Here is a 22,839-nt window from a genome sequence, read left to right as displayed (position 1 = left end):
GGTCCGCCGTGTCTTACAGCGCTTCTGAATCGGTTTCGCCGGTACGAATGCGCACGGCATGGTCAATGGAATAGACAAAGATCTTACCGTCGCCGATCTGGCCGGTCTTGGCGGCCGACGCGATGGCCTCGACGGCCTTGTCGACGGTTTCGGATGCGACTGCGACCTCGATCTTCAGCTTCGGCAGGAAGCTCACGGCATATTCGGTGCCGCGATAGATCTCGGTATGCCCCTTCTGGCGCCCGTAGCCCTTCACTTCGGTCACAGTCAGGCCCTGGATGCCGACAGCCGTGAGGGCCTCACGGACCTCATCGAGCTTGAACGGCTTGATAATGGCCATCACAATTTTCATCTGGTTTCCCATCCTTTGTTAGCCTCGGCACGGAGCCGACTCTCCTTGCCGCCGACGATTGTTTCTGCAGCGACTGGCCATACACATTCAAAGGGCGTGCCAGATTCGTGACACATTTATAACGTATTGAAATAAAACAGATTTATTACGTAGAACCAATAAAGCGGCATTTCTCGCTAAAAGAGCAGCACAAATAAAGTGCAAATTTATAAAATCGCACGTTATTTAATCATTTGCCTTTTTACGAATCAGCCCCTCCTGCGCTACCGACGCAATCAGGACACCGGATCGCGTAAACAGGCTGCCGCGCGTAAATCCGCGCGCGCCGGAGGCACTCGGGCTCTCCTGGCTGTAGAGCAGCCAGTCGTCGAGCCTGAACGGGCGATGGAACCACATGGCGTGATCAAGGCTGGCCACCTGGACGCTCGGGTCCAGAACCGATGTCCCATGTGCATTCAGGGAAACATCGAGCAGCGTCATGTCGGAGAGATAGGCAAGCACGGCGTTCCGATAGAGCCGGTCATCCGGCACCGGTCCCGTCACCCGAACCCAGATATTCTGCGTCTGGCTCGGCTGTGCGCGCGAAAAATAGCTCTCGATTGAAACAGGCCTGATTTCGATCGCCCGCTTGCGCTCCCAATAGCGGCGGACATTCTCCGGCGCATGGGCAAGATAGCGCTGCTTCACCTGCTCCTCGTCCATCAATTCCTCCGGCATCGGCACGTCAGGCATATCGCCCTGATGATCGAAGCCGGGTTCGTCGACCTGGAAGGATGCGGTCAGCGCGAAGATCGCCTTGCCGTGCTGAATGGCCAGCACGCGCCGCGTATTGAAGCTCGAACCATCACGCAGCCGATCGACCTGATAGAGGATCGGCACCGAAGGATCGCCGGGCAGCATGAAATAGGCATGCAGCGAATGCGCGAAGCGATCGCCATCCACCGTTCTCTGCGCCGCCATCAGCGCCTGGCCGATGACCTGCCCGCCGAAGACGCGCTGCCAGCCGACCTGCGGGCTGTTGCCGCGAAACAGGTTCATCTCGATCGTTTCGAGATCGAGGGTCGTCAATACGGTGTCCATCGGGGTGAGCTTCTCGGTCTCTCGCGACATTTTGCTTGAACTCCCATGGTAGGAACCGTGAACAGGATGCTCTATATAGAGCAGGACATGACAGTAAGACACAGGGAAGCGCTATGTTGGACATGCTGGTAGTGGGTGGCGGATATGTGGGTCTTGCCGCAGCGGTCGCAGTCAAGCAGGCAGCCCCCCACCTCGATGTCATGATCGTGGAAGCCGCACCGGAATCCGCCTGGAAGAAAGACATGCGGGCATCGGCGATCATCGCGGCCGCCTCGAAGATGCTTGAAGTCCTCGGCGTCTGGAACGAGATCGCGCCGGAGGCCGAGCCGATTACGCGCATGGTCGTCACCGATTCGCGCACCGGCGATCCCGTTCGTCCGATCTTCCTCACCTTCGACGGAGAAGTCGCCGAGGGCCAGACTTTCGCCCACATGGTGCCGAATCTGACCATGGTCGGAGCGCTTCGCGGCGCCTGTGAGCGCTTGGGCATCCCGATCAAGCATGGCCTCAGCGCCACCGCATTCGCAACCGACGACAACAAGACCACGCTCACCCTTTCGAATGGCAGCACGCTGGAAACGCGGCTTCTGGTCGCCTGCGACGGCGTGCGCTCCAAGCTGCGCGACATGGCCGGCATCAAGACGGTCAATTGGGATTACGGCCAGTCCGGCATCGTCGTCACCGTGGAACACGAGCGGCCGCATGGCGGCTGCGCCGAGGAGCATTTTCTGCCTTCCGGCCCCTTCGCTATCCTGCCCTTGAAGAACAACCGCTCCTCGCTCGTCTGGACGGAGCGCACTTCCGATGCCGAACGGCTGGTCGCCTCGGACGATCTCGTTTTCGAGGAGGAGCTGGAGCGCCGCTTCGGCCACAAGCTCGGCGCGCTGCGCACGATCGGCGAACGCCGCGCCTTCCCGCTCGGCCTGACGCTTGCCCGCGCTTTCGTCGCGCCGCGCTTCGCGCTGGCCGGCGATGCCGCCCACGGCATCCACCCGATCTCCGGCCAGGGCCTCAATCTCGGCTTCAAGGATGTGGCCGCGCTTGCCGAAACCATCGTCGAGGCCGACCGCCTCGGCCTCGATATCGGCTCGATCAACACCCTCGAACGCTACCAGACCTGGCGCCGCTTCGACACCTTCCGCATGGGGGTGACAACCGACGTGCTGAACCGACTCTTCTCCAACGACAACACGCCCCTGCGCATCGCCCGCGACTTCGGGCTGGGGATCGTCGACCGCCTGCCCAGCCTCAAATCCTTCTTCATCGGCCAGGCGGCCGGCACCACGGCAAAGCACAATCCGCGGCTGCTGGCTGGCGAGGCAATTTGAAGGGTCGAGATCGAATCGCCAATCTCTGAATCGGAAACCCCTCTACTCGAGGTTCCGCATCTCGGCATCCATCCAACTGCAGAATTGCCGGACCGCTCTCGATTCCGAACGGCGCTGGTAGCGATATGTGCCGGTTTCGACCGGTTGATAGCCGGGCAGATTCACCAGCACACCTGATTTCATTTCCCGAACCGTGAGGATGGTCGGTGCGAGCAGCACTCCGAGGCCGGCAACGCAGGCATGAAGCGCGGCGTCGTCCGTGTCGAAGGCATGGCCGAAGGAAAGATCTGCCGGTGAAAGATGGAGCGCCTCACACCAGAGCTGCCAGTCCCAGTTACCCACACAGCATTGCAAAGCCGGCAGGCGCCGAACGGCAATCTCCGGACGATTGGCATCTTTCGCCAGTAGACCAGGAGAAACGACCGGACGGCGCAAGTCGCGCGCAAGGAACTCCCATCCTTCGGCGACTTCCCCTATCCGGAAATGTCGAATGCTGACATCCGAGTCGGGAACGACCGGAAAACCGCGCGCCGAACTCGTTTCCACTCGGACGCGCACCTGGGGGCAGAGGGCGCGAAAGCGATCCAATGACGGAATGAGCCAGCGCAGCGCAAGCGATGTGGTGGCATGGACGCCGATTTCGTTTTCGTCGCGATAAAGAGCCTCGGCCGAGCGCTCGATGAGCCCGATCGCAGGCGCGACCTCCTGATAGAACCGCCGCCCAATTTCGGTGAGGGAGACGGTGTTGTTTCCCCGGCGGAAGAAAATCACCCCCAACTCGTCTTCAAGTTTTTTGAGCTGGTGGCTCACCGCACCGGACGTCACGCCAAGCTCGCTGCCGGCGGCCGTCAGGCTTTCGGTACGCGCTGCGATCGCAAACACCCTGATGGCATTGAGCGAGATACGGTGCCGCTCCTGCATGAATTTTCCTCAATCTCCCCTTAAATTCCTCGTTTGAACATCACGCGAAAATTCCGCACAAGCAGATGCATAGAATCCCAATGGATCAGCTGTAAAGCCGAACCAAGCCGTCCCAAATTCATAGCATGGCTGCCGTGCAAGGCAGCAATACTTTCTTTGCATTTTGCCGACTGACCTGCTCGTCAATCTTTCTCCTTCCGCCAGAAAGAAAAAGCCGCTCCACCAAAGGTCTTTGATGCCTCGCCTTCGACATCGCGACCCGATCACGCTTTTCGCGCCAATTACGTGGATGCCATTCCACTCGCCCATAGTTCGTGCCGTTGCCGCGCTGTCACTCACACAGCTCATCGGCTGGGGCACAACCTTCTATCTGCCCGCGGTGATTGGGCCTGCCATAGCCCGCGAGCTGGACATTGGCCTCCCCATTGTCATGGCGGGACCAACGATCATGCTTGTCGTGATGGCCGTGACATCCTGGCCGCTAGGCGGCATGATCGAGCGGCACGGCACCCGCCCGATCATGACGTTGGGGTCCGCTCTGGGCGCAGCCGGACTGATGACCTTAGGGCTCACCGACAGTCCGGTCTTCTTTTTCCTTTCATGGATGGCTCTCGGCCTCGCTGGCACCTGCATGTTGACCACACCAGCGCAGATCGCAGTCAGCGAAATCGCCGGTCCCAGAGCACATCGAGCGCTCGGCATCCTGATCCTGGCCGGCGGGCTGACATCGACGATCGTCTGGCCGCTGACCGGCCTTCTACAAGATCAATGGGGATGGCGCGCAACAACGCTACTCTTTGCCGCGCTGATGCTATTTGTCTGCGCGCCGCTGCATTGGACCACGCTCGCCCGTCAACCCAGGGAGAAATTGGCTAAGAAGGCCGCGCGGGAGCCTGCCCCCATCCATGGGCCGAGCTTTGCCCTTCTGGCCGCAAGCTTTGCCGCCAATGGCTTCGTAACCTGGGGATTTGCCCTGACGATCATCATCCTCCTCGAAGCTGCTGGTCTCGATCATGCCAGCGCGCTGGCGGCAGCGGCCTTCATCGGCATTGCGCGCTGGGTGGGTCGTATGGTCGATTTTCTCGGCGGCAGGCGCTGCTCGGGCTTTACCATCGGTCTTACGGGCTCTGCTCTGTTTCCCTTGAGCTTCGCGGTTCTTCTGCTGAGCAACAGCTTCACGGGCGCCATGCTTTTCGCCACACTTTACGGTATTGCCAGCGGCATTACCGCCGTTACCCGAGCCACGCTGCCGCTGCAGATTTTCCCTACCGGCACTTACGCCCGAGCATCGGCACGACTTGGGGTCCCCCTCAATCTCTCTTATGCAGCGGCACCGCCATTATTCACCACCGTGGTGACCTATGCCGGTCCACAGGCTGCTTTGTGGTTGGCCATGGTGATCTCCTGCATTGCATATTGCACACTCCTGGGCCTTTTACGGGTGCATCGCCGAGTGAATGACATATCTCAACCGAACTGAATGCAGCTCAATCCTCAATACGTCTTGCTTCCGAAATCAGCATGATCGGAATGCCGTCGCGGATCGGATAGGCAAGGCGCCCCTTTTCCGAGATCAGCTCGTTCTTTTCCCGATCGTAGCTCAGCGACCCCTTGGTCAACGGGCAGACAAGGAGATCGAGCAGTTTCGGATCGACTTTGCTGACCGTAACATCCATCGGCAAGCTCCTATTGCAGCAGCGAATCGGTATCGCCGGAGCCGGCGAGCACGATCTTGACGATGGCGATGAAGGTTTCGGCGCGGGTCTTGAGGTCGGGCGCTTCGAGAAGGGCCTGCTTTTCAGCCGGATCGAAAGGCGCCATCATCGAGAGCGAATTGACCAGCATCATATTGTCGGCGCGCTCGACGCTTTCCCAATCCGCCTCCAGCTTGTTGGCTTCCAGATAGGCTCGGAAGGCCGAAAGCAGTGCGGCGCGGTCGACCGTATCTTCTTCATGATGCGACTTGAGGTCGGAGATGAAGGGCGTGATACGGAAGGTGCGATAGGGCTGGTGCGTGGTGATTTCATCCATCAGCCGGAAACGGCATATACCGGTCAGCGCGGCGATATAGCGTCCGTCTCCGGTTTCGGCGATGGAGGTTATGCGTCCCAGGCAGCCGACATGCGAGAGGTTCGGCGAGTCGGCCGGCTCGGAAAGGGCGGGCTGCACGATGCCGATCAGCCTGTTGCCGGCGATCGCAGCATCGAACATGGCCAGATAGCGCGGCTCGAAGACATTGAGCGGCAATTGCGCCCCGGGCAGCAGCAACGCACCGGACAAAGGAAAGACAGCAACCGATTCGGGCAGATCGCTTGGCTTCAAATATCTGGCATTGCCGACTTGCATCTCTTCCATCCCGCCAAAGAATCTCGCGCAAGTGCGCAGCGGTTTTGCGACAGCGACATGCGCAAAATCAAAGACCTAAGGTGCGAAAAGCGAAGCCGAAGATCGCAATGCACTCCAGATTGCTGCGCACCGCAGTAGGCCCCGCAGGACCGACACAGTCGCGGTCATCGCACTTCTCGCGCCGCCACCATTAATGTGAGCCCGTCTGCCGAAAACACAAGAGCATTTTCAATGAAAACTGCGAGACGCCAGCCCGAAGTACCCGACTGCCGAATACCTGAAGCCGCCATCTAACAAGCGATCGTCCGGAAGGTTCCGCACGATCACCCATCTCCTAAGAAGCAGACCCTTTACGAAAACAGAATGGAGGAAAGTTTCCGCCGTGCCGCGATCGTGGCTGGGTCCTTGGCGCCCCATACCTCGAAGAACTCCAGGAGTTGGCGGCGCGCGCCGTCGTCGTCGTAGCTGCGATCCTTGCGCATGACAGTCAGAAGGTGCTCGGCCGCTTCTTCCCGCTTGCCTTCGACATTGCGGATCTTGGCGAGCTTGATGCGCTGCTCGTGATTGTCGGGATTGAGGGCAAGCTCATGCTCGATCGCAACTGGATCGCCGAGCTTGCGGGCCTCATCGATCTGGTCGAGCTTCTTGACCACGGCCTGGATGCCCGCATCGTTGGCGAGCGTCTCCGGCAGGTCGGCAAGTGCCTCGCGGGCGCGCTGGCTCTGACCGGCGGCGATCATGCATTCCGCCATGCCGGCGAGCGCCTTGGCATTTTCCGGATCGGCTTGCAGCACCGCACCGAAGAGCTCGGCGGCACCATTGACATCACCGGCGGCAAGCAGGCCGCTCGCCTCTTCCAGAACGGCGGCAATTTCCGCCGCCTGATCGCCTGCACCGTCCGCTGGGCCGCCGAGACGATCGATGAACTGGCGAACCTGGCTCTCCGGAATCGCGCCCATGAAGCCATCGGCTGGCCGGCCATCGACGAAAGCGATGACGGCCGGGATCGACTGGATGCCGAGCTGACCGGCGATCGACGGATGATCGTCGATATTCATCTTGACCAGTTTGACACGTCCCTGAGCTTCGGTGACGACCTTTTCCAGCACCGGCGTCAGTTGCTTGCACGGGCCGCACCAGGGCGCCCAGAAATCGACCAGCACCGGCTGCTTGCGCGATTCCTCGATAACGTCCTTGGCGAAGTTGGCAGTCGTCGTGTCCTTGATCGGCGAAGCGCCGCCTGCGGCCGGCGCGCCGCCGTAAGATGCCGAGGCCGACATCTGCCCGCCGAAGGAAGCGTTATAGGGATTGTTCGAACCGCTCATGAGTGTCTCCCGCCTGCCGGCATCCTTGATCTTGTGAGGAGCATGATTTCCAAACGAACCGAGAAAGCTCGTCTGGCAGCACGCCGAATGGAATGGTCAAAGCACACGGACAGCTCGAAGAGAAGCCGCCTGCCATATCTTAGCGCTAAAATCGTACCTTAGCTCGTCACTTTCAAGACTAGCGGCGTATGACCCGTTGCCTCCATGAAGCGCAGGAGGTCGCCGCTGGCAATCGACGTCGTCGCATCGTTTGACAGGGGATGGCAATTGACGATGTCATGCGCCATCAAATCGGCATCGAGGACGAAGGTGACGTTTTGGGCCGTGTCGTTGATCGCGCCGAATGCGGTCACCGAGCCCGGAATGACGCCGAGATATTCCATCAGCTTTTCCGGCTTGCCGAAGGACACCTTGCTGGCCGCACCGATCAGCGTGTGCACGGTCTTCAAGTCGACCGTTGCATTTTCCTCGACGGTCAGCAGGAAGAAATTGTCCTTCTTGTCCTTCAAGAACAGGTTCTTCGTATGGCCGCCCGGAATCTCGTCGCGCAGCGACACCGATTCGGCGACGGTGAAGACCGGGGCATGGTCCTTGGTCGTATGGGCAATACCGAGCCCATCCAGGAATCGGAAAAGATCGTCGCGGGATTTCGGGTTGGTGTCGCTCATGGCATCTCACAATGAAAAATGGTCTGCCCCTGATACGTCGCCCACAATTTCATTGCAATCTTCGAGACGGTAAAGCCCGGCGTTTCCGGGCTTTCCGACGGCTTGCGAAAAGAAGATGCAATTTTTCTTCGCGAACTCGTCATTTCCCTGTTGCATTTGAAAAATGGTTAGGCCATATAGCGCCCGTCGCCGCAAGACGACGCCCAGCGGTCCAACACACTACCCCGGATCGCGAGGGGAATGAGCGGGTGTAGCTCAGGGGTAGAGCACAACCTTGCCAAGGTTGGGGTCGAGGGTTCGAATCCCTTCGCCCGCTCCAGTTTCTCAAAGGTCCATACCGAAGAGAATAGTCACGGCTCGGGCCGAGGCTGGTATTTTGCCGAAAAGGCAAGTTTGCGTATTCCTATTTCCTTCCCTTGCATCTATGCCTTGCCCACACGCGTAGGGTCTCAAATCAGTCCCATTTGACGTGCAGGTCTGCGCAACGGATAATCGGACGGAACGCGGTAACTGCACGCATGAAAACAAAGATCTCCCTGCTGATGGCGATGCTTTCGCTTCTGCCCGTTCCCGCACTTGCCCATCCGCATATTTTCATCGATGCCAAATTCGAGGTCGTCTCGGCGCCTGACGGCTCCATCAGCGAGCTGCGCAATGTCTGGAGCTTCGACGAGGTGTTCACCTCCTCCGTGCTCATGGATTACGGCAAGAGCGGCGACCAGGCTTTGAGCGCGAGCGAACTCAAGGCGGTGGGAAAGACGGTCCGGGATTCGCTGGCGCAGTACGGTTATTATACGAACGTCACCAGCAACGGCAAAGCAGTGCCGATGGCCAAGCCGGAAGCTATCCAGGCGGACTACAAAGATGGTTCGCTGACGCTGACCTTTTCGCTGAAGCCGGAGCAGAAGACCTTCCTCAAGGGAACCACCATTTTCGGCATCTACGACAAGACTCTCTATACGGCCGTCGATTTCGCCACCGACAACGATTTGAGCACATCGGGACCAGCCTTTGGCCGCTGCAAGCGCAAGGTCATCAGACCCAACCCGAAGGAAGTCATGGCGGAAAATCAGGCTGCGCTGACAAGCATGTTCTTCAGCGACCCCAAGGGCACGGACTACTCGCTGCTGGTGGCGACGCGGCTCGAAGTCCAGTGCTGATCATTTAGGGATCATCTTCCTCACTCGAAAGGCGGACCGTCGTCCTCGGCAGTCCTTTTGCCCGTTGAGGCAGGCGAGATGTAGCGGCGGGCGATGATCCAACAGGCGAGCGCCCAGGTCGCACCGGCACACCAGCCGCCGAGGACGTCGGTGGGGTAATGGACGCCGAGATAGATTCGGCTCGCACCGATCATCAATGTCAGCAGGATGCCGGCCGCGACGGTGAAGACCCGCGTCGAACGATGGGGCCGTGTGCCTGATATCAGCGCCGCCAGTGTCAGATAGGTCACCGCCGACACCATCGCATGACCGCTCGGAAAACTCAGATCCTGCACCTCAACCAGATGTGGCACGATATCGGGCCGAGGCCGGGCGATACCGAACTTCAAGGCCGTGCTCAATGCCCATCCACCAAGCACCGAAACGAGGATGAAAATGGCGATCGCCCGCTGGCGGTCCAGCAGCAGATAGATCGTCACCAAAGCGGTCATCAGCGCCAGCACCGTCGTCCCGCCGAGGCTCGTGATGTCCCTGACGGCATGGGTCAGCCATCCCGGCCCGATCGGCACGAAAAGGTTCGCAGGCTGGCGAAGCGCCAGCAATATCGCCTCGTCGAACCCCTTCGTGCTGCCCTCGAGGACCTCGCCTGTGAGATAGATGAACAAAAGAATTCCGCCGGAGAGCGCGGCGAACATCACAAGCAGCAGGGGCTCGTAGCGGTTCAACCATCCAGGGGTGCCTGATGTGCCGAATGGCCGATCCTTCATGCGCTGAAACCTGTCTTGTTTGCTCTCATATCATTTGTCCATGGTCGAAGCCCGATATTGGACAAAGTCTATCTAGGAACAAAACGCGCGGCTTCCAACCGACTAAGCCGGAACGATATATTCGGCCGCGCATGCGCTTCAGGTTCGTGAAATAAAACCTCTCTATCTTGACGGGAATTGTCGCAGTCGCTGCGGCAGTCACGGCAGGACGGGATCTGCTTTGTTGTCTGCTGAAGGATGGTCCATGGGGGCGTTAGCAACACGGAAGCGTTCGGACTGGTGGTCAGGCGCCGCGTCTGCTGTTAAACTTTCTACTGTTTTCCAAGCCGCCAGTTGTGCTACTAGAGCTGCAGGGGCGATCAGGCATCAGGTGTTTTCAGAGTGTTGAATGTTCGGACATCTTATTCCGCCCGGCTGTCTGTGCTGGCCGGAACGGGGCTGCTGGCGGCGTCCATAGTGGGCATGTTTCCCGCCTCGTCCAGAGCGGACGAAGCGTCTAAATCCTCATCCGATACTTGGGTCGTAACGCTTGGCGCGACCGTTGAATACGGCCCGAGCTACGAGGGATCGAAGCATTATACCTTCGGAGCCCTGCCGTCTTTCGACATTCATCGTTTGGGTGAGGCGCAGGAATACAGCGCGCCTGACGACAATTTCGATTACCAACTGTTCGATCTCGGCGGTGTCGAAATCGGCCCCGTTGTCGGGCTGCGGGACGACCGTTTCGACATCAACAACCTGCATCTGCAAAGCCAGCGCAGGGTGCGCTGGAATTTCGATGCGGGTGGCTTTGCCCAATATTGGCTGATGGACAATCGGCTCCGATTCCGTACGGAGATCCGCCAGTCGCTTTGGGGCGGCGATGGACTGGTCGGCGATTTCGCACTCGACTGGTTCCAGCCGCTCGGAGACAAATGGCTGCTATCTGCCGGCCCTCGGCTGTCGATGGCAAATTCAGTCTATATGCGCACCAACTTCGGCATCTCGGAGAGCGAAGCTGCGAGGCATGGCCATATCAATGCCTTCGATGCCGGTGCTGGCGTCAAATCGGTCGGCTTCACCGTGGCGGCAACCTACACGATCTCGCCGGAATGGAGCGTGCAGGTCTACGGAAAATACAACCGCCTGGTGGGCGATGCCGCCGACAGCCCGATCACCTCGCGCTTTGGCTCACCCGACCAGAATATCATCGGCTTTACGCTCAACAGAACCTTCAACGTCAAGTTTTGAAACGCTCTTCGCTTCATTCTCGGCGATATAGTTGCGCGTCAGCGGAATGATATCGTTTCTTTTGGCGATCTGGATCTGGAAGACGACGAGATCCTCGTAGCGAAAGGCGGCCTCCGCCGTCGAAAGATAATATTCCCACATGCGGCAGAAGCGCTCGTCGTAGAGCTTGGCGGCGTCATCCCAGCGCGCCATGAAACGCTCCCGCCATGCCTCCAGCGTCTTGGCATAATGCAACCGCAGGACCTCGACGTCGGTGATGGCAAGACCCGCCGCCTCGATCTCCGGCACGATCTCCGACAGCGCCGGAATATAACCGCCTGGAAAGATATATTTGTCGAGCCATGGGGTCGTGAAGCCGGGCGTCGCCGAACAGCCGATGGTATGCAGCACCATGATGCCGTTATCCTCCAGCAGCTCGGCGCATTTGCGGAAGAAAGTACGATAGGACGCCAGCCCGACATGCTCGAACATGCCGACGGAAACGATTCTGTCGAAGCGGCCGGTCAAGCTGCGGTAATCCCTCAGCGCGAACTGAACCTCCGCCGGCGTTCCGCCAGCTCTGTCGGCAACCCGCTTCGAGGCGTATTCGTGCTGCTCTTCCGATAGGGTCACGCCGAGCACGTAACCGCCCGGCGCCTGCTCAGCCATATGCAGCGCAAGGCCGCCCCAGCCGCAACCGATATCGAGGATGCTATTGTTCGGCTCGATCAAAAGCTTGGCGGCGAGATGCCGCTTCTTGGCTATCTGCGCATCGTCAAGCGATTGATCGGCATGCTCGAAATAGGCACAGGAATACTGCCGGTCCGGATCGAGGAAGAGCTCGTAGAGCCGACCGTCGAGATCGTAGTGATGCGCGACATTCGCCTTCGATCGTCCTGGCAGGTTGCGATGGCGGAAAATCCGCAGCTTCGTCCGCGCGTAATCGATGATACGGGCAATAAGGGGATGAGTGCTGTTCTGCGCCTCGCGCAAGATCATCGCCACAAAATCGTAGAGCGTACCCTGCTCAACGACGAAGCGGCCATCCATGAAGAGCTCGCCGAGCCGCATATCGGCATCGATAAGAAACGCCCATTCGGCGCGGTCATCGGTGAAACGGACATGAACCGGCTTGCCGGTGCCGTCGCCAAAGGTCAGCATACGGCCGCTGGCCGTGGTCACGGTCAATGCGCCCCGCGTCACGATCGAAGACAACGCGCGCATCACGCACCAGTCCGCGACGCCCGAGAAAAGGGCATTGCTCTTGCCGTTGGGGCCGCTTTCAACTGGAGAACCGGTCATCATCTATCCTTACCGGCGCTGCTGTGCAGCCCGTCATGCTTGATATGCCAATCGTCACGCTCTTCCGGCACCACATTGGCACCGGCGATCAGCCAGACCCCCAGGAGGATCGATCCGCTCCCGACCACCTGCAGGGCGACGATGCGCTCACCGAAGACAAACCAGCCAGTCGCGATAATCAGCACGTAGCTGATGCCGGAAAGTGGGAAGGCGCGGCTGAGATCGAGTTCGGCAAGCACGTTCATCCAGATGAAGAAGGTCACAATCTCGACGACGATGGCTGCCAAGATCCAATAGGAGGAGAGCGCTTGCCACAGCCAACTTTCCGCACCTCCATTGTTCATCTGCTCGGCTCCGAGCTTGATGAAGAATTGGAACAGGGTATTCAGCACTGGCACGGCTAGCCAGGAAAGACGCATCGGCATTACACATCCGCCTCATCTGTCGAAAACAGTGGCGAAACCAGCCGCAACAATCCCTGAAGGACAGGATTGCGATGGCGGAAATACATCGCATTGGCCGTCAGCTTGCTGCCGAGCCGCACCTTGTTTTCATAATAGGCCTGGCCGCTTTGATAACGGCTCAGGCCATTGTCCAGGCAATAGCGCAGATTGGTGAACCAGCTCAGGAAATAGAGATTGTAGGGCCGGCCCTTTTCGCCATCCATGCAGAAGAACTTGTCGATGGCCACGCGCTCGTCATGGACGATCAGATTGGCGGCCATGAGCTTGTCTTCGACAAAATAGAAGGCGCAGAAGGAGCGGCCACTCATGCGATCGAGAATGCCCTGGAAATAGGCAGGCGTCAGTTCCTCGAACTGCCATTCGCTGCGATTGCGCGTGTCGTGATAGAGCGCCATGACCTCTGGCAGGAATTCGCCGAAATCGGTCCGAATCTCGACCCTGACCTGTTCGAAGGATTTCATCTTGCGGCGCATGTCCTTGCGGGTGCCGGACGAAAGCCTGGCAAGATATTCATCGATCGTCTTGAAATCGATGTCGAGCCAGGCGGTCGGCAGACCGCCGATCGAGGCATAGCCGCGCGCAGCAAATAGGGCGCCGAATTCGGCTGATGTCGGCGCGGGGATATCCTTGAGGCCGATCAGCCCGCAATGCTCCACTGCAGCGACCTGCTCGAAAAAGGACAGCATCTCCGCCAGCAAGACACCACGTCGTTCGCCATCGACGTCGGGATGAAAGCCGATTGCCCCCGTTTCCGTGCAGGGAGAACCGAGACAGGCAAGGCGCAGCTTCAGGAACTTCGGAAAATAGCGTTGGACCTTACGCGCGGACCGGCGCAGGAAACCTTCCTCCAGCGTGGTGTCAAGGGCATAAAGGCAGAGAAAGGCCGGCATAGCCGCGCTGATCCGTCCGCCTTCCGTAATGGTGATGTAGCGCCATTCGAACCCCTCAAGGCCGGCTTCCTCGATCGCCAGCAGGCAATCATAGTCCTCGACCTGGCCCGGGAAACACGCATTCCAGGCATCGCGGCCGATGGCGCGGATGCTGGCATGAACTTCGGCCACCGGATCGCCCATCGGCTGCGGTGGGACTTTAAGCAGCGGCTGCGACATGACGCGCCTCGAAGAAATCGGCCGTGAAATCGGCCACCTGACGGTGCTGCCGGTCGACATGGATCATGTGATAGCTGTCCGTGATCCATTTCAGCTCGTGTGGAGCGCCGATATGCTCGGAGATGTAGCGGGCATGCTTCGGGCTGGCGAGATCGTCATCCTCGGCATGGAGGATCAGCGTCGGCGTCTGCATTTGCGGCAACAGGCTGCGGAGAGCCTTACCCAGCCGGTGCATCTCGACCAAACCTTTGCCTGGGAATTTTTCCAGCACGCCTTCGCTCGCCATGCCTTCGATCAGCCGGCGCATGCGCTCGTCCTTGATCCCGAGCGAGGTCGTCTCGCTGAAGCTCAGCCGATCGAGGAATGGAACGCGCGACAGCCAGCCGATCTGCGAGGCCAGCAGCGGATAGTAGAAGGGAACGTCCCAGCCGTCGTAACTGAAGCAGGGAGAATAGATCGCCACCGCGCCGATGGTCTTCTTCTGCTGTTCGGCGGCCAGCATGGCAAGCTTCCCACCAACGCAGATACCGGCGGCAAAGACCTCCTGCGTTCTGGATGCCAGCAGCTCCGATGCCTCGACGACCGAGGCGAGCCAGTCTTCCCAGCGGGTCCCGCGGAGCGTTTTCACATCGACGCCGTGACCGGCCAGCAGTGGCGCATAGATGCTGTAGCCCCTGCGGTTGAGATGCCGGGCCACCAGCTTCATTTCGGCAGGCGCCCCCGTCAATCCGTGGACCAGAAGGACGCCTTTGCCATTTGAGCCCTCCATGAAGAAGCTCAATTCGTCAGCTTTCATGAGAGAGCTCCGACTGCCGGTTTTCCTTGGCCATGAAGCCAAGCGCATGGCAGGTGCTGATCACATGCGTGCCGTTCTTTTCCTGCTCGTCCTTGATCTGCTCGTGCAGCGCCTGGAGTTTCGTCCAGTGGGTCCGCGGGCGATAATGGTGCTCCGCATGATAGCCATTGCCGAACCAAAGCCAGTTGTAGAAGGATTTGTGGCTAGAAACGCCCCAGGCGATCGGCTCGTCCGGATCGCCGTTCAGATGCTCGTAGTAGCCGTTCAGCGACGACAGGCAGTTACCGATATAATAGAACGGCACGAAGAACAGCACCGCTTTCCAGTCATAAACCAGTGCGAGCGCCGCAAGGCCGAGGAAGAAATAGAGTTCGAACCGGCCCCAGGCCGCATCGAATGGGCGGTTACGGGCAATCGCCTTGTGGATGTCGCCAAGGCTGTCGCGGAAGAAGCTCAAAAACGTGTAGGACCAGACGTTTTCCGGCTGGCCGTCGCGGCCGTAGCGATAGATCGACAGCAGGTCGATGGTATCGCCTTTCTCATCCGGCCGGTCGCTGTTGCCGGAATGGTGGCGCATATGCACCCAATGATAATAGGTCTGCGAGAAGCCGATCGCGACCGACTCCAGCAAGCTGAAACCGTAGTTCATCCAGCGCGGCTTGAAATAGGGCGTGTGGATGAAGTTGTGCGATATGCTGTTGATGTTCCAGGAGATGGAAACGGCATAAAGGCAGCCGAGAATAGCCGAAAGCCAAAGCGGCCGGCTTTCGAAGCCGACGATCAGATAGACATCGAAGGCGAGATGGGCGACAGCGGCCAGAACCGGTGCCAGGTCCCATCGGGTGTGCGCAAAGATTTTCATAATCCCGTAACTCCCACGCAAGCCACACCGGCGGTGACGAAGAACACGCCCGCCGCGTGGCGCAGGTTGATGTTTTCCTTGAAGATGACGGCGCCGGCGAGCACGATGACCACATAGCTCAGCGCCATCAGCGGAAAGGCGATTGTCAGCGGCACGCGCTCAAGAACGGCCGTCCAGGTGAAAAGCTCCACAGCCCAGAACAGAATGCCGAGCCAGGTGATCGGCTTGGCCAGCGCCGAAAGCAGGGTGCCTTCGCCGGCCGTCTGCTTGAAGCAAACTTCGCGGGCCGTCTCCGCGAGTATGCAGAACAGGATGAGTCCCAGCATGGGAAGTGTCAGGCTGCCAGTCATTCCATGTACTCCGCCAGCACCTCCAACAGCGCATGATTGGCCGCGCTGTTGATGTTTCTCATCGCCTCGGCGCCCTGTCGCATACGCGGCTGATCGATGAAGATCTCCGCGCGCTTCATGAACTGCGTCCGAAGACTGCCAGCATAGCTTGGAGCCGAATAATCCCCAATGACATCGGCGCCGATAATGCGGTGACGGCTGCCGATTTCGCTGATCAGGGAGAGGAGATAGGGCAGCCGCATGCGGCCTTGATCCCAATTGGTAACGGCATCGTCGGCTGCCAGCACGTCCTTGTCGATCGTCACGTAGACCGCTTCGGTGTGAATACGGCTAAGCATGTGATCGATGAAATTTTCCTCGCCGATCTCTGCGATCGATTTCCAGTGCAGCGCACCCCGTTCCTGCCGATAGCTGGCGCCATGGCCGTAGTCGGCCAATACGCGGCTCGGCGGATGCTGGTAAGGGTAGAGTTCCAGCTTGCCGTCGCCGAGCCAATGCAGGTTGGCCCCCTTGCGCTCCGGGCTGCGGAGATCATGGCTACAGACGCCGATGGTGATGACCTTCTGGATGCTTTGATTGGCAAGTGCGCTGTTGACCCAGGAACCGCAGTGCAGGCCGCCGTCGAATTTGACCCAATCCGGATGATTGTCGAAATGGATCAGCGTGACAGCGCTGGACTGCCGTTCGAGCGCGTCGTCCAGCAGCAGGGCGGTGATATGATGGAAATCACCGGAACCCATGAAGCACAATTGCGGAGCCTTGCCTGTCGTAGGCCTGCTCTTGACGATCTCGCGACTGAGATCGTCAAGGACGTCCTGCTTGCTCCACAGCCGAACCTGCTGCCCGGCATTCTTGCCGGAATACTGGTACGCGCCTGCGAATTTGCAAGCGCGTACGAAGTCGGGCTGCAACTCCAAAGCATCATCGAGATGAAGAAGCAGCAGTTGCACAGCCTTATCTCCGGGCAGCGCGCGTCAGAAGCTGATCGAGAAGCGCAAGCGCCAGATCGATCTCTTCGCGGGTGATGAGCAGGTTCGGAGCGAAGGTGATGACGTTCTTGTGATAGCCGCCGACGTCGAGCACGAGGCCATAGGTCCTGCCGCCGACCTGAAGGTCGCCCTTCATGCCTTCGTCGCACATCCAGTCCATCGTCGCCTTGTCCGGCGTGTAGCTATCGTCCTTGCAGATTTCCATGCGCAGCGCCAGGCCGAGACCGTCGACCTCGCCGACAATGGCATGGCGCTTCTGCAGCTGCTTCAACCCGTCGAGGAAATGCGCGCCCTTTTCCATGATCGCAGCGCCGAAATCCTGCTCTTCCAGCATCTTCATCGTTTCGAGCGCGACGGACGTTCCCATCGGGTTGCTGGCGAAGGTCGAATGCGTGGAGCCGGGCGGGAAAATATCCGGATTGATCATTTCTTCGCGAGCCCAGACGCCGGAAAGCGGGTTGAGGCCGTTCGTGATCGCCTTGCCGAAGATCAGCGCATCCGGCGAAACGCCGAAATGCTCGATCGACCAGAGCTTGCCGGTGCGGTAGACGCCCATCTGGATTTCATCGACGACGAGCAGGATGCCATGATCGTCGAGCACCTTCTTCAGTTCGACGAAGAAATTCATCGGCGGAATGACGTAGCCGCCGGTGCCCTGGATCGGCTCGATATAGAAGGCGGCGTATTCGGACTTGCCGGCCTTCGGGTCCCAGACGCCGTTATATTCGCTCTCGAACAGGCGGGCGAACTTCTGAACGCAGTAATGTCCATACTCTTCCTTCGACATGCCCTTCGGGCCGCGGAAGTAGTAAGGGAACTCGATAAACTGCGCGCGATCGCCGAAATGGCCGTAGCGGCGGCGATAGCGGTAGCTCGAGGTGATCGCCGAAGCGCCAAGCGTGCGGCCGTGATAGCCGCCTTCGAAGGCGAACATCAGGCTCTTGCCGCCGGTGTAATTGCGCACGAGCTTCAGGGAATCCTCGACCGCCTGCGAGCCGCCGACGTTGAAATGGACGCGGCCCTTGTAACCGAACTTGCGCTCGGCGTCCTGGGCGATCATCGCGGCAAGCTCTACCTTTTCGCGGTGCAGATATTGCGACGCGACCTGCGGGAGACGATCGAGCTGGCGGTGCGCGGCCTCGTTCAGGCGCTCGTTGCGATAGCCGAAATTGACGGCGGAGTACCACATCTGCAGATCGAGAAACGGCGTCCCGCTCCGATCGTACACATAGGAGCCTTCGCATTCCTCGAAGAATTTCGGCTTCTCCATATAGTGAACCGTGTCGCCATGAGAGCAATAGAGCTCCTCAAGCGCGCGCAATTCCTCTTCGGAGCGGACGGACTCGGTCTGGCCGCTAAAGGCTTCGGCTACATTCGTTTTCATTCAATGCCTCTTGGTCTGGTTCACGCCGTCTTGACTTGCGGCAGTGCACGGGAGCGTCGCTCGACGCTCGGGAGAACGGCTTCCATCTTTGGAAGCAGATCAGAAAAATCTTCGAAACCGACATAGGGAATGCCGCTTTCCTCGCAGTAATCGACAAGCTTGGCCTTGGCGAAAACGAGGTCGACCTTGTCGGAAACGCAGAAGTCGCTCCGCCCATCGCCGATATAGACCTGAAGGTCGTTGCTATCGACGACGCGGCATTTACAGACGCCGGCGCCGGATACGCAGCCGGTCGCCGTAAATGGCGGGAACAGCGAATAGGATTCGCGGCCCTTGGAAACGCTGCAGGTCAGCACATTGGCGATGATCGGCAGGCCCTCGATGCCATGGCGCGCCAGGATGCGCCGGATGAAATAATCCACACCGTCGCTGACGACCGTAACAGGCAATTCGCCGCGGCGGCAGAAGGACAGGAAAGCCTCGAAGCCGGGATCGATCGCAAGCGTATCGAGGAACCGGTCGAGCTCACCTCTGCTTGCTTCGATGAGAGCGATTTGCCGGCGCATGCATTCGCCGGAACCGATCAGCCCCTGCTTCCACAATTGCTCGATATCTTCCCACTCGGAACCGGCGAAACGGGTTAGCACCATATCCGTCGCGTCTTCGATGGATATGGTTCCATCAAAATCGCAAAACACCTGCATCAAATACCCCTTCGCCTAATCTTAAGTTGCGTCTAACAACCTCAGATGAGCCGGGCATGAGCGGAAAATGATGCGAAAATGAAAAACGACGAGGCAGTGATTTTTAGCCGAGTGGCAATCTCAAATCGACCTGGAGACCGCTACCCAGACGTGAGGTGGAAAGATCGACGGTTGCCGAAAGGCGGTCTGCAGTATCCGCGACGATCGCAAGCCCGAGGCCGGCCCCTTCGGTGTGAAGCGTATGGAGGCGATAGAAACGCTGGAACACCGCTTCCCTTTCGTGTGGGGGAATGCCGGGGCCGCTGTCGCTGATCGAAATGCGGGCAAAGCCGTCTTCCGAGGCGATGGACACTTTGATTTCCCCTCCGACTGGAGTGTATTTAATTGCATTGTCGAGCAGATTGGTGACGAGCATGCGCAGCAGCGCCTCATCGGTTCTAACCTGGATGGCTTCATCCCCTTCCAGCACGACGTCGAGCTCGCGGCTGGTGACGATATTGCCGAGTTCGGCAATGAGCGACGCCATCCAGTGATAAAGCTTGATCGAGGTGAGATTAAGGGGGTGATGACTGACCCTGGCAAGCCGCAGCAATTGTTCGATAAGATGGATGGTGCGATTGTTGCTGGCCACGAGATCGGAAATAATCGCCTGCCGCTCCTGATCGCTATCGCTGTTTTCGAGCATTCGCAAAAGCAGCTTCACACTCGCTTGCGGCGTACGCAGCTGATGCGCGGCAAGATCGGAGAAGCGCCGCTCCAGCGTCAGCGACTGCCCGAGCTTTTCAAGTAGCTGGTTGATCGACCGGCCTAGCGGCAAGAGATCGCGCGGCAGCTCTTCGACCGGGATAGCCGAAAGATCGTCAGGCGATCTTGTCCGGATCTGCCGCACCAGCCCATGAATGGTGCGCAGGCCGCTATTGATGCCAAGCCAGATGAGAAAGCCGATCACCGGCACCAGCATCAGCAGCGGAAAGAACAGATTGAGGAGAATGTTGGAAACGAGCGTTTCGCGAAGCGCGATCTTTTCGCCGAGTTCGATCACAATGGTCGTCTTCGGGATCGGCAGCGAATAGACGCGCCACTCGTCCCCGCCATAGGTCAGGGTGGTGAAACCCACCTTCTGCTGCGGGACGTCAGAAAGGAAGGCTGTGCTGCTGTAGAAGCGGATATTGCCGTCGACCCAGGCACGGAACATATGCGCATCGGCATAGTCATCAGCGTCTTCGTTAAAGGCCAGCTGATTGTCCATGTTGAAGTCGATATCGTCGATCTGCTTAGCGCCATGGTCTGGATTCTTCTCCAGCGGCCGGCGCAGCAAGCTCCAGATCACATTTGCGTCGTCGATGAGCTGGGCATCGTAGATATTGTTGATCTCCCGCGTCGCGCTGTTGAAGGCGAATGCGGCGATCACGACGATCGTCACGACGACAACAGGCGCGATGCGCAGAAACAGTTTGCGGGTAAGCGTGGAATTGTTCATCGCTCGATCATGTAGCCGACGCCGCGGATCGACTTGATGAAATCGGTGCCGAGCTTCTTGCGCAGATTGTAGATCGTCACTTCGATCGTGTTGCTCTCAACGGTGTTTTCCGCATCATAGAGCGCATATTCGATATCGTTCTTAGTCACGTACCGGCCGCTGCGCTCCATGAGCAGCTTCAGCAGATGAAATTCCTTCGCCGTCGTGTGGACCTGCACATTGCCTTTGCGAGCCACCATGGCCGAGGGATCGACCTCCACGTCGCCGCAACGGATGACGCTTTCAGTCCGCCCGTCACGCCGGCGGATGAGCGCGCGCAGCCGCGCTAGCAGCTCGTCGAGATCGAACGGCTTGACCAGATAGTCGTCGGCGCCCTCATCCAGACCCTCGACCTTCTGGCGCACGGAATCCATCGCCGTCAGCAGCAGTACAGGCACGGAATTTCCCCGTTGCCGGATGCGCCGCAGCACCTCCATGCCGCTCAGCTGCGGCAGATTGATGTCGAGCACGATCGCCGCGAAATGTGAATGTGCCGCCGCTTCGAGCCCGGATTCGCCGTCGCGCATCCAGTCGACTCCGTAGGCATGCTTTTCCAGCGCCTTCTTCAGCGATGAGCCGAGGATATTGTCGTCTTCAACAAGCAGAACGCGCACGACCGACCTCACGTAGCGGTAATTCCATAGCGGATGAGCCGCAATTGGAGCGGCCATGTGGCAAAGCTATGACGGATATTTTCCGCCTGGCAAGAGTTTCAGGAAAAGGCAGCGTTCCCGCGGCCGGCTCCGAGGCACGGTTTTGCGTTGAATATGGTCTCATTGCTGCGTCGCCATCAGGCATTCCGCAAGACAGATTGCGGCCGGGGTGCTCTCTTGCGGCTGCAATATTCCTATCTCGCGATAAAAGCCCGGCTCTGAAAGCGGCACCATGCGGATCGGCGCGACCGGCGGAGGGCTACCGTCGACAACAGGCAGAAGTGCCACCCCGAGCCCCTGTCCGACCATTGCGGCGATCCCGGCGATGTCGTCGATCTCCACCGATTCACGCGGAACAATCGAATGCGACCGCAAGAAGCGGTCAACCTGCCGTCCTCCGAACGAGCTGCGATCATAGCGGATGAAGGGCTGTTCACGCAGCAGCGTCCGCCAATCGTCGCCCTCCAGCTCCTCGGGAACTGCAAGCACGTAGGGCTCGCGCACCAGGGGCCGCCAGATCAGATTCTTGGGCAAGCCGAACGGCGGTTCGATGAGTACGGCGAGATCGAGCTCGCCGGCATCGAGCAGATCGAGGAGATGCAGCGAGACCCCCGGGACGATGCGGAGGTGATGATGTGCAAATCGCTGACGGAAGGGGCCGAGAGCGCGAGCAAGCAGCGCCGATTGAACGGAAGCGATTGCGCCGACGCGCAGCTCGCCGCCGGAAGCCTCATCGACGGGATCGGCGATGTGCTCGAACATCGCAATGATGCTCTTGGCGCGCTCGAGCGTTCTAAGTCCCGCGGCATTCAGCGTTGCGGAGCGGCCGGTCCGCTCGAACAATTTAACGCCAAGCCTTTCCTCCAGCCGCTTCATCTGTCCGCTGACCGCGGCCTGCGTCAGGCCGATCCGATCTCCCGCCGCAGCAAAGGTTCCGAAGCGGGCGATGGCTATAAGAGTTTGAAGTTCTGCAATCATGATTCATAATTTTTCCTGTATCTCAACATCACGATATACCGTTTTTCATAGAGAAAAATGTATCTTATTCCTTGCTGCATCACTTCGCTTCTTGGAGACGATCATGAGCGCAGCACCGCTTCATCCCTTCCACCTCGCATTTCCCGTCAACGATCTCGCTGCGGCGAGGAGCTTCTATGGCGGTCTTCTCGGTTGCCCCGAAGGCCGCAGCTCGCCGGACTGGATCGATTTCAACTTTTACGGCCATCAGATCGTCGCCCATCTGGCGCCGGGTGAAGTAAACGATGTGGCAGCAAATGCCGTCGATGGTCACGGCGTTCCGGTGCGCCATTTCGGCGTCGTTCTGTCGATGGAAGAATGGGAGGCTGCCGCTGAGAAGTTGACGAAAGCCAACATAGAATTCGTCATCAAGCCCTATATCCGCTTTCGGGGCGAGCCGGGAGAGCAGGCGACCATGTTCTTCAAGGACCCGAGTGGCAATGCCATCGAGATGAAGGCTTTTGCCGACATCAACAGTCTCTTCGCCAAATAGGGCTCAGACCGGCGACACGAGCAGCCGCCACGGTGAAAACC

Annotated in this window: 25 protein-coding genes and 1 tRNA gene; 6 read left to right on the top strand and 20 right to left on the bottom strand. The window is 59.1% G+C overall.

The window, feature by feature from the left end:
* Positions 1 to 13 precede the first annotated feature (13 nt).
* Both ACYJRZ_RS19780 and tesB read right to left on the bottom strand, forming a co-directional pair.
* Entirely contained in the window at positions 14 to 364 is a 351-nt protein-coding gene (locus tag ACYJRZ_RS19780; protein WP_015341499.1) for a P-II family nitrogen regulator, read from the bottom strand.
* Positions 365 to 577: 213 nt separating this feature from the next.
* The gene (gene tesB / locus ACYJRZ_RS19775) at positions 578 to 1,462 is read right to left on the bottom strand and encodes an acyl-CoA thioesterase II (protein ID WP_459461763.1); all 885 of its coding nucleotides are present in this window, start codon (positions 1,460 to 1,462) and stop codon (positions 578 to 580) included.
* Between the two features lie 83 nt (positions 1,463 to 1,545).
* Between tesB and ACYJRZ_RS19770 the strand changes: the two genes are divergently transcribed.
* The gene (locus ACYJRZ_RS19770; RefSeq protein WP_459461761.1) at positions 1,546 to 2,760 is read left to right on the top strand and encodes a ubiquinone biosynthesis hydroxylase; all 1,215 of its coding nucleotides are present in this window, start codon (positions 1,546 to 1,548) and stop codon (positions 2,758 to 2,760) included.
* A 42-nt stretch (positions 2,761 to 2,802) separates the two neighbouring features.
* Here the strand turns inward: ACYJRZ_RS19770 and ACYJRZ_RS19765 are convergent, their stop codons facing one another.
* Complete coding sequence (locus ACYJRZ_RS19765; protein WP_459461759.1) at positions 2,803 to 3,681, bottom strand: LysR substrate-binding domain-containing protein; 879 nt, start codon at positions 3,679 to 3,681, stop codon at positions 2,803 to 2,805.
* A gap of 235 nt (positions 3,682 to 3,916) precedes the next feature.
* Here ACYJRZ_RS19765 and ACYJRZ_RS19760 point away from each other — a divergent pair, with 235 nt between their 5' ends.
* Positions 3,917 to 5,161, top strand: coding sequence for an MFS transporter (locus tag ACYJRZ_RS19760; protein WP_459461757.1), 1,245 nt, complete (start codon positions 3,917 to 3,919; stop codon positions 5,159 to 5,161).
* 7 nt (positions 5,162 to 5,168) lie between these two features.
* Here ACYJRZ_RS19760 and ACYJRZ_RS19755 read toward each other — a convergent pair whose 3' ends face one another.
* The 4 genes from ACYJRZ_RS19755 to ACYJRZ_RS19740 all read right to left on the bottom strand — a co-directional run bounded on the left by ACYJRZ_RS19755 (position 5,169) and on the right by ACYJRZ_RS19740 (position 8,020).
* Positions 5,169 to 5,357: a Trm112 family protein gene (locus ACYJRZ_RS19755; protein WP_015341504.1), complete on the bottom strand. Its 189-nt coding sequence runs from the start codon at positions 5,355 to 5,357 to the stop codon at positions 5,169 to 5,171.
* Positions 5,358 to 5,367: 10 nt separating this feature from the next.
* A complete protein-coding gene (locus ACYJRZ_RS19750; protein WP_459462129.1) occupies positions 5,368 to 6,027 on the bottom strand; it encodes an LON peptidase substrate-binding domain-containing protein in 660 nt (219 codons plus the stop codon).
* A gap of 350 nt (positions 6,028 to 6,377) precedes the next feature.
* Entirely contained in the window at positions 6,378 to 7,352 is a 975-nt protein-coding gene (trxA, locus tag ACYJRZ_RS19745; protein WP_459461755.1) for a thioredoxin, read from the bottom strand.
* 158 nt (positions 7,353 to 7,510) lie between these two features.
* Complete coding sequence (locus tag ACYJRZ_RS19740; RefSeq protein WP_459461753.1) at positions 7,511 to 8,020, bottom strand: prolyl-tRNA synthetase associated domain-containing protein; 510 nt, start codon at positions 8,018 to 8,020, stop codon at positions 7,511 to 7,513.
* A 244-nt stretch (positions 8,021 to 8,264) separates the two neighbouring features.
* Between ACYJRZ_RS19740 and ACYJRZ_RS19735 the strand changes: the two genes are divergently transcribed.
* Positions 8,265 to 8,339 (top strand) — tRNA-Gly (locus ACYJRZ_RS19735).
* Between the two features lie 199 nt (positions 8,340 to 8,538).
* Positions 8,539 to 9,180 carry a DUF1007 family protein gene (locus tag ACYJRZ_RS19730; RefSeq protein WP_459461751.1) on the top strand — a complete coding sequence of 214 codons (642 nt, stop codon included), beginning with the start codon at positions 8,539 to 8,541 and terminating at the stop codon, positions 9,178 to 9,180.
* Positions 9,181 to 9,200: 20 nt separating this feature from the next.
* Here the strand turns inward: ACYJRZ_RS19730 and ACYJRZ_RS19725 are convergent, their stop codons facing one another.
* A complete protein-coding gene (locus ACYJRZ_RS19725; protein ID WP_459461749.1) occupies positions 9,201 to 9,947 on the bottom strand; it encodes a phosphatase PAP2 family protein in 747 nt (248 codons plus the stop codon).
* Positions 9,948 to 10,328: 381 nt separating this feature from the next.
* On the opposite strand from ACYJRZ_RS19725, the gene ACYJRZ_RS19720 reads away from it, so the two are divergent.
* Complete coding sequence (locus ACYJRZ_RS19720; RefSeq protein WP_459461748.1) at positions 10,329 to 11,177, top strand: MipA/OmpV family protein; 849 nt, start codon at positions 10,329 to 10,331, stop codon at positions 11,175 to 11,177.
* Here ACYJRZ_RS19720 and ACYJRZ_RS19715 read toward each other — a convergent pair.
* The 12 genes from ACYJRZ_RS19715 to ACYJRZ_RS19660 form a co-directional block, all read right to left on the bottom strand.
* Positions 11,118 to 12,458 carry a class I SAM-dependent methyltransferase gene (locus ACYJRZ_RS19715; protein ID WP_459461746.1) on the bottom strand — a complete coding sequence of 447 codons (1,341 nt, stop codon included), beginning with the start codon at positions 12,456 to 12,458 and terminating at the stop codon, positions 11,118 to 11,120. The two genes, ACYJRZ_RS19720 and ACYJRZ_RS19715, sit on opposite strands and share 60 nt — an antisense overlap.
* Positions 12,458 to 12,883 carry an EamA family transporter gene (locus ACYJRZ_RS19710; protein ID WP_459461744.1) on the bottom strand — a complete coding sequence of 142 codons (426 nt, stop codon included), beginning with the start codon at positions 12,881 to 12,883 and terminating at the stop codon, positions 12,458 to 12,460. Before ACYJRZ_RS19710 ends, ACYJRZ_RS19715 begins: the two co-directional genes overlap by 1 nt.
* Positions 12,883 to 14,031, bottom strand: a complete 1,149-nt coding sequence (locus ACYJRZ_RS19705) for a GNAT family N-acetyltransferase (protein ID WP_459461742.1) — start codon at positions 14,029 to 14,031, stop codon at positions 12,883 to 12,885. The genes ACYJRZ_RS19710 and ACYJRZ_RS19705 overlap by 1 nt, the downstream gene beginning before the upstream one ends.
* Positions 14,012 to 14,827 (bottom strand): alpha/beta hydrolase, encoded by an 816-nt coding sequence (locus ACYJRZ_RS19700; protein WP_459461740.1) that lies wholly within the window; start codon positions 14,825 to 14,827, stop codon positions 14,012 to 14,014. The genes ACYJRZ_RS19705 and ACYJRZ_RS19700 overlap by 20 nt, the downstream gene beginning before the upstream one ends.
* A complete protein-coding gene (locus tag ACYJRZ_RS19695) occupies positions 14,817 to 15,689 on the bottom strand; it encodes a fatty acid desaturase family protein (RefSeq protein WP_459461738.1) in 873 nt (290 codons plus the stop codon). Before ACYJRZ_RS19695 ends, ACYJRZ_RS19700 begins: the two co-directional genes overlap by 11 nt.
* The gene (locus ACYJRZ_RS19690; protein ID WP_459461736.1) at positions 15,686 to 16,039 is read right to left on the bottom strand and encodes a DMT family transporter; all 354 of its coding nucleotides are present in this window, start codon (positions 16,037 to 16,039) and stop codon (positions 15,686 to 15,688) included. Before ACYJRZ_RS19690 ends, ACYJRZ_RS19695 begins: the two co-directional genes overlap by 4 nt.
* On the bottom strand, positions 16,036 to 16,989 hold the full coding sequence (locus ACYJRZ_RS19685; RefSeq protein WP_459461734.1) for an arginase: 954 nt from the start codon (positions 16,987 to 16,989) through the stop codon (positions 16,036 to 16,038). The genes ACYJRZ_RS19690 and ACYJRZ_RS19685 overlap by 4 nt, the downstream gene beginning before the upstream one ends.
* Before the next feature lie 4 nt (positions 16,990 to 16,993).
* A complete protein-coding gene (locus ACYJRZ_RS19680) occupies positions 16,994 to 18,412 on the bottom strand; it encodes an aspartate aminotransferase family protein (RefSeq protein ID WP_459461732.1) in 1,419 nt (472 codons plus the stop codon).
* Positions 18,413 to 18,432: 20 nt separating this feature from the next.
* On the bottom strand, positions 18,433 to 19,116 hold the full coding sequence (locus ACYJRZ_RS19675; RefSeq protein WP_459461730.1) for an MtnX-like HAD-IB family phosphatase: 684 nt from the start codon (positions 19,114 to 19,116) through the stop codon (positions 18,433 to 18,435).
* A 103-nt stretch (positions 19,117 to 19,219) separates the two neighbouring features.
* Entirely contained in the window at positions 19,220 to 20,596 is a 1,377-nt protein-coding gene (locus tag ACYJRZ_RS19670) for a sensor histidine kinase (protein ID WP_459461728.1), read from the bottom strand.
* Positions 20,593 to 21,249: a response regulator transcription factor gene (locus ACYJRZ_RS19665; protein ID WP_069614823.1), complete on the bottom strand. Its 657-nt coding sequence runs from the start codon at positions 21,247 to 21,249 to the stop codon at positions 20,593 to 20,595. Before ACYJRZ_RS19665 ends, ACYJRZ_RS19670 begins: the two co-directional genes overlap by 4 nt.
* A gap of 159 nt (positions 21,250 to 21,408) precedes the next feature.
* Positions 21,409 to 22,266 (bottom strand): LysR family transcriptional regulator, encoded by an 858-nt coding sequence (locus ACYJRZ_RS19660; protein WP_459461726.1) that lies wholly within the window; start codon positions 22,264 to 22,266, stop codon positions 21,409 to 21,411.
* 103 nt (positions 22,267 to 22,369) lie between these two features.
* On the opposite strand from ACYJRZ_RS19660, the gene ACYJRZ_RS19655 reads away from it, so the two are divergent.
* The gene (locus tag ACYJRZ_RS19655; protein WP_459461724.1) at positions 22,370 to 22,798 is read left to right on the top strand and encodes a VOC family protein; all 429 of its coding nucleotides are present in this window, start codon (positions 22,370 to 22,372) and stop codon (positions 22,796 to 22,798) included.
* Positions 22,799 to 22,839 lie beyond the last annotated feature (41 nt).

Source organism: Rhizobium sp. No.120 (assembly GCF_054558365.1).
This window is presented reverse-complemented; position numbering and strand designations above follow the sequence as displayed.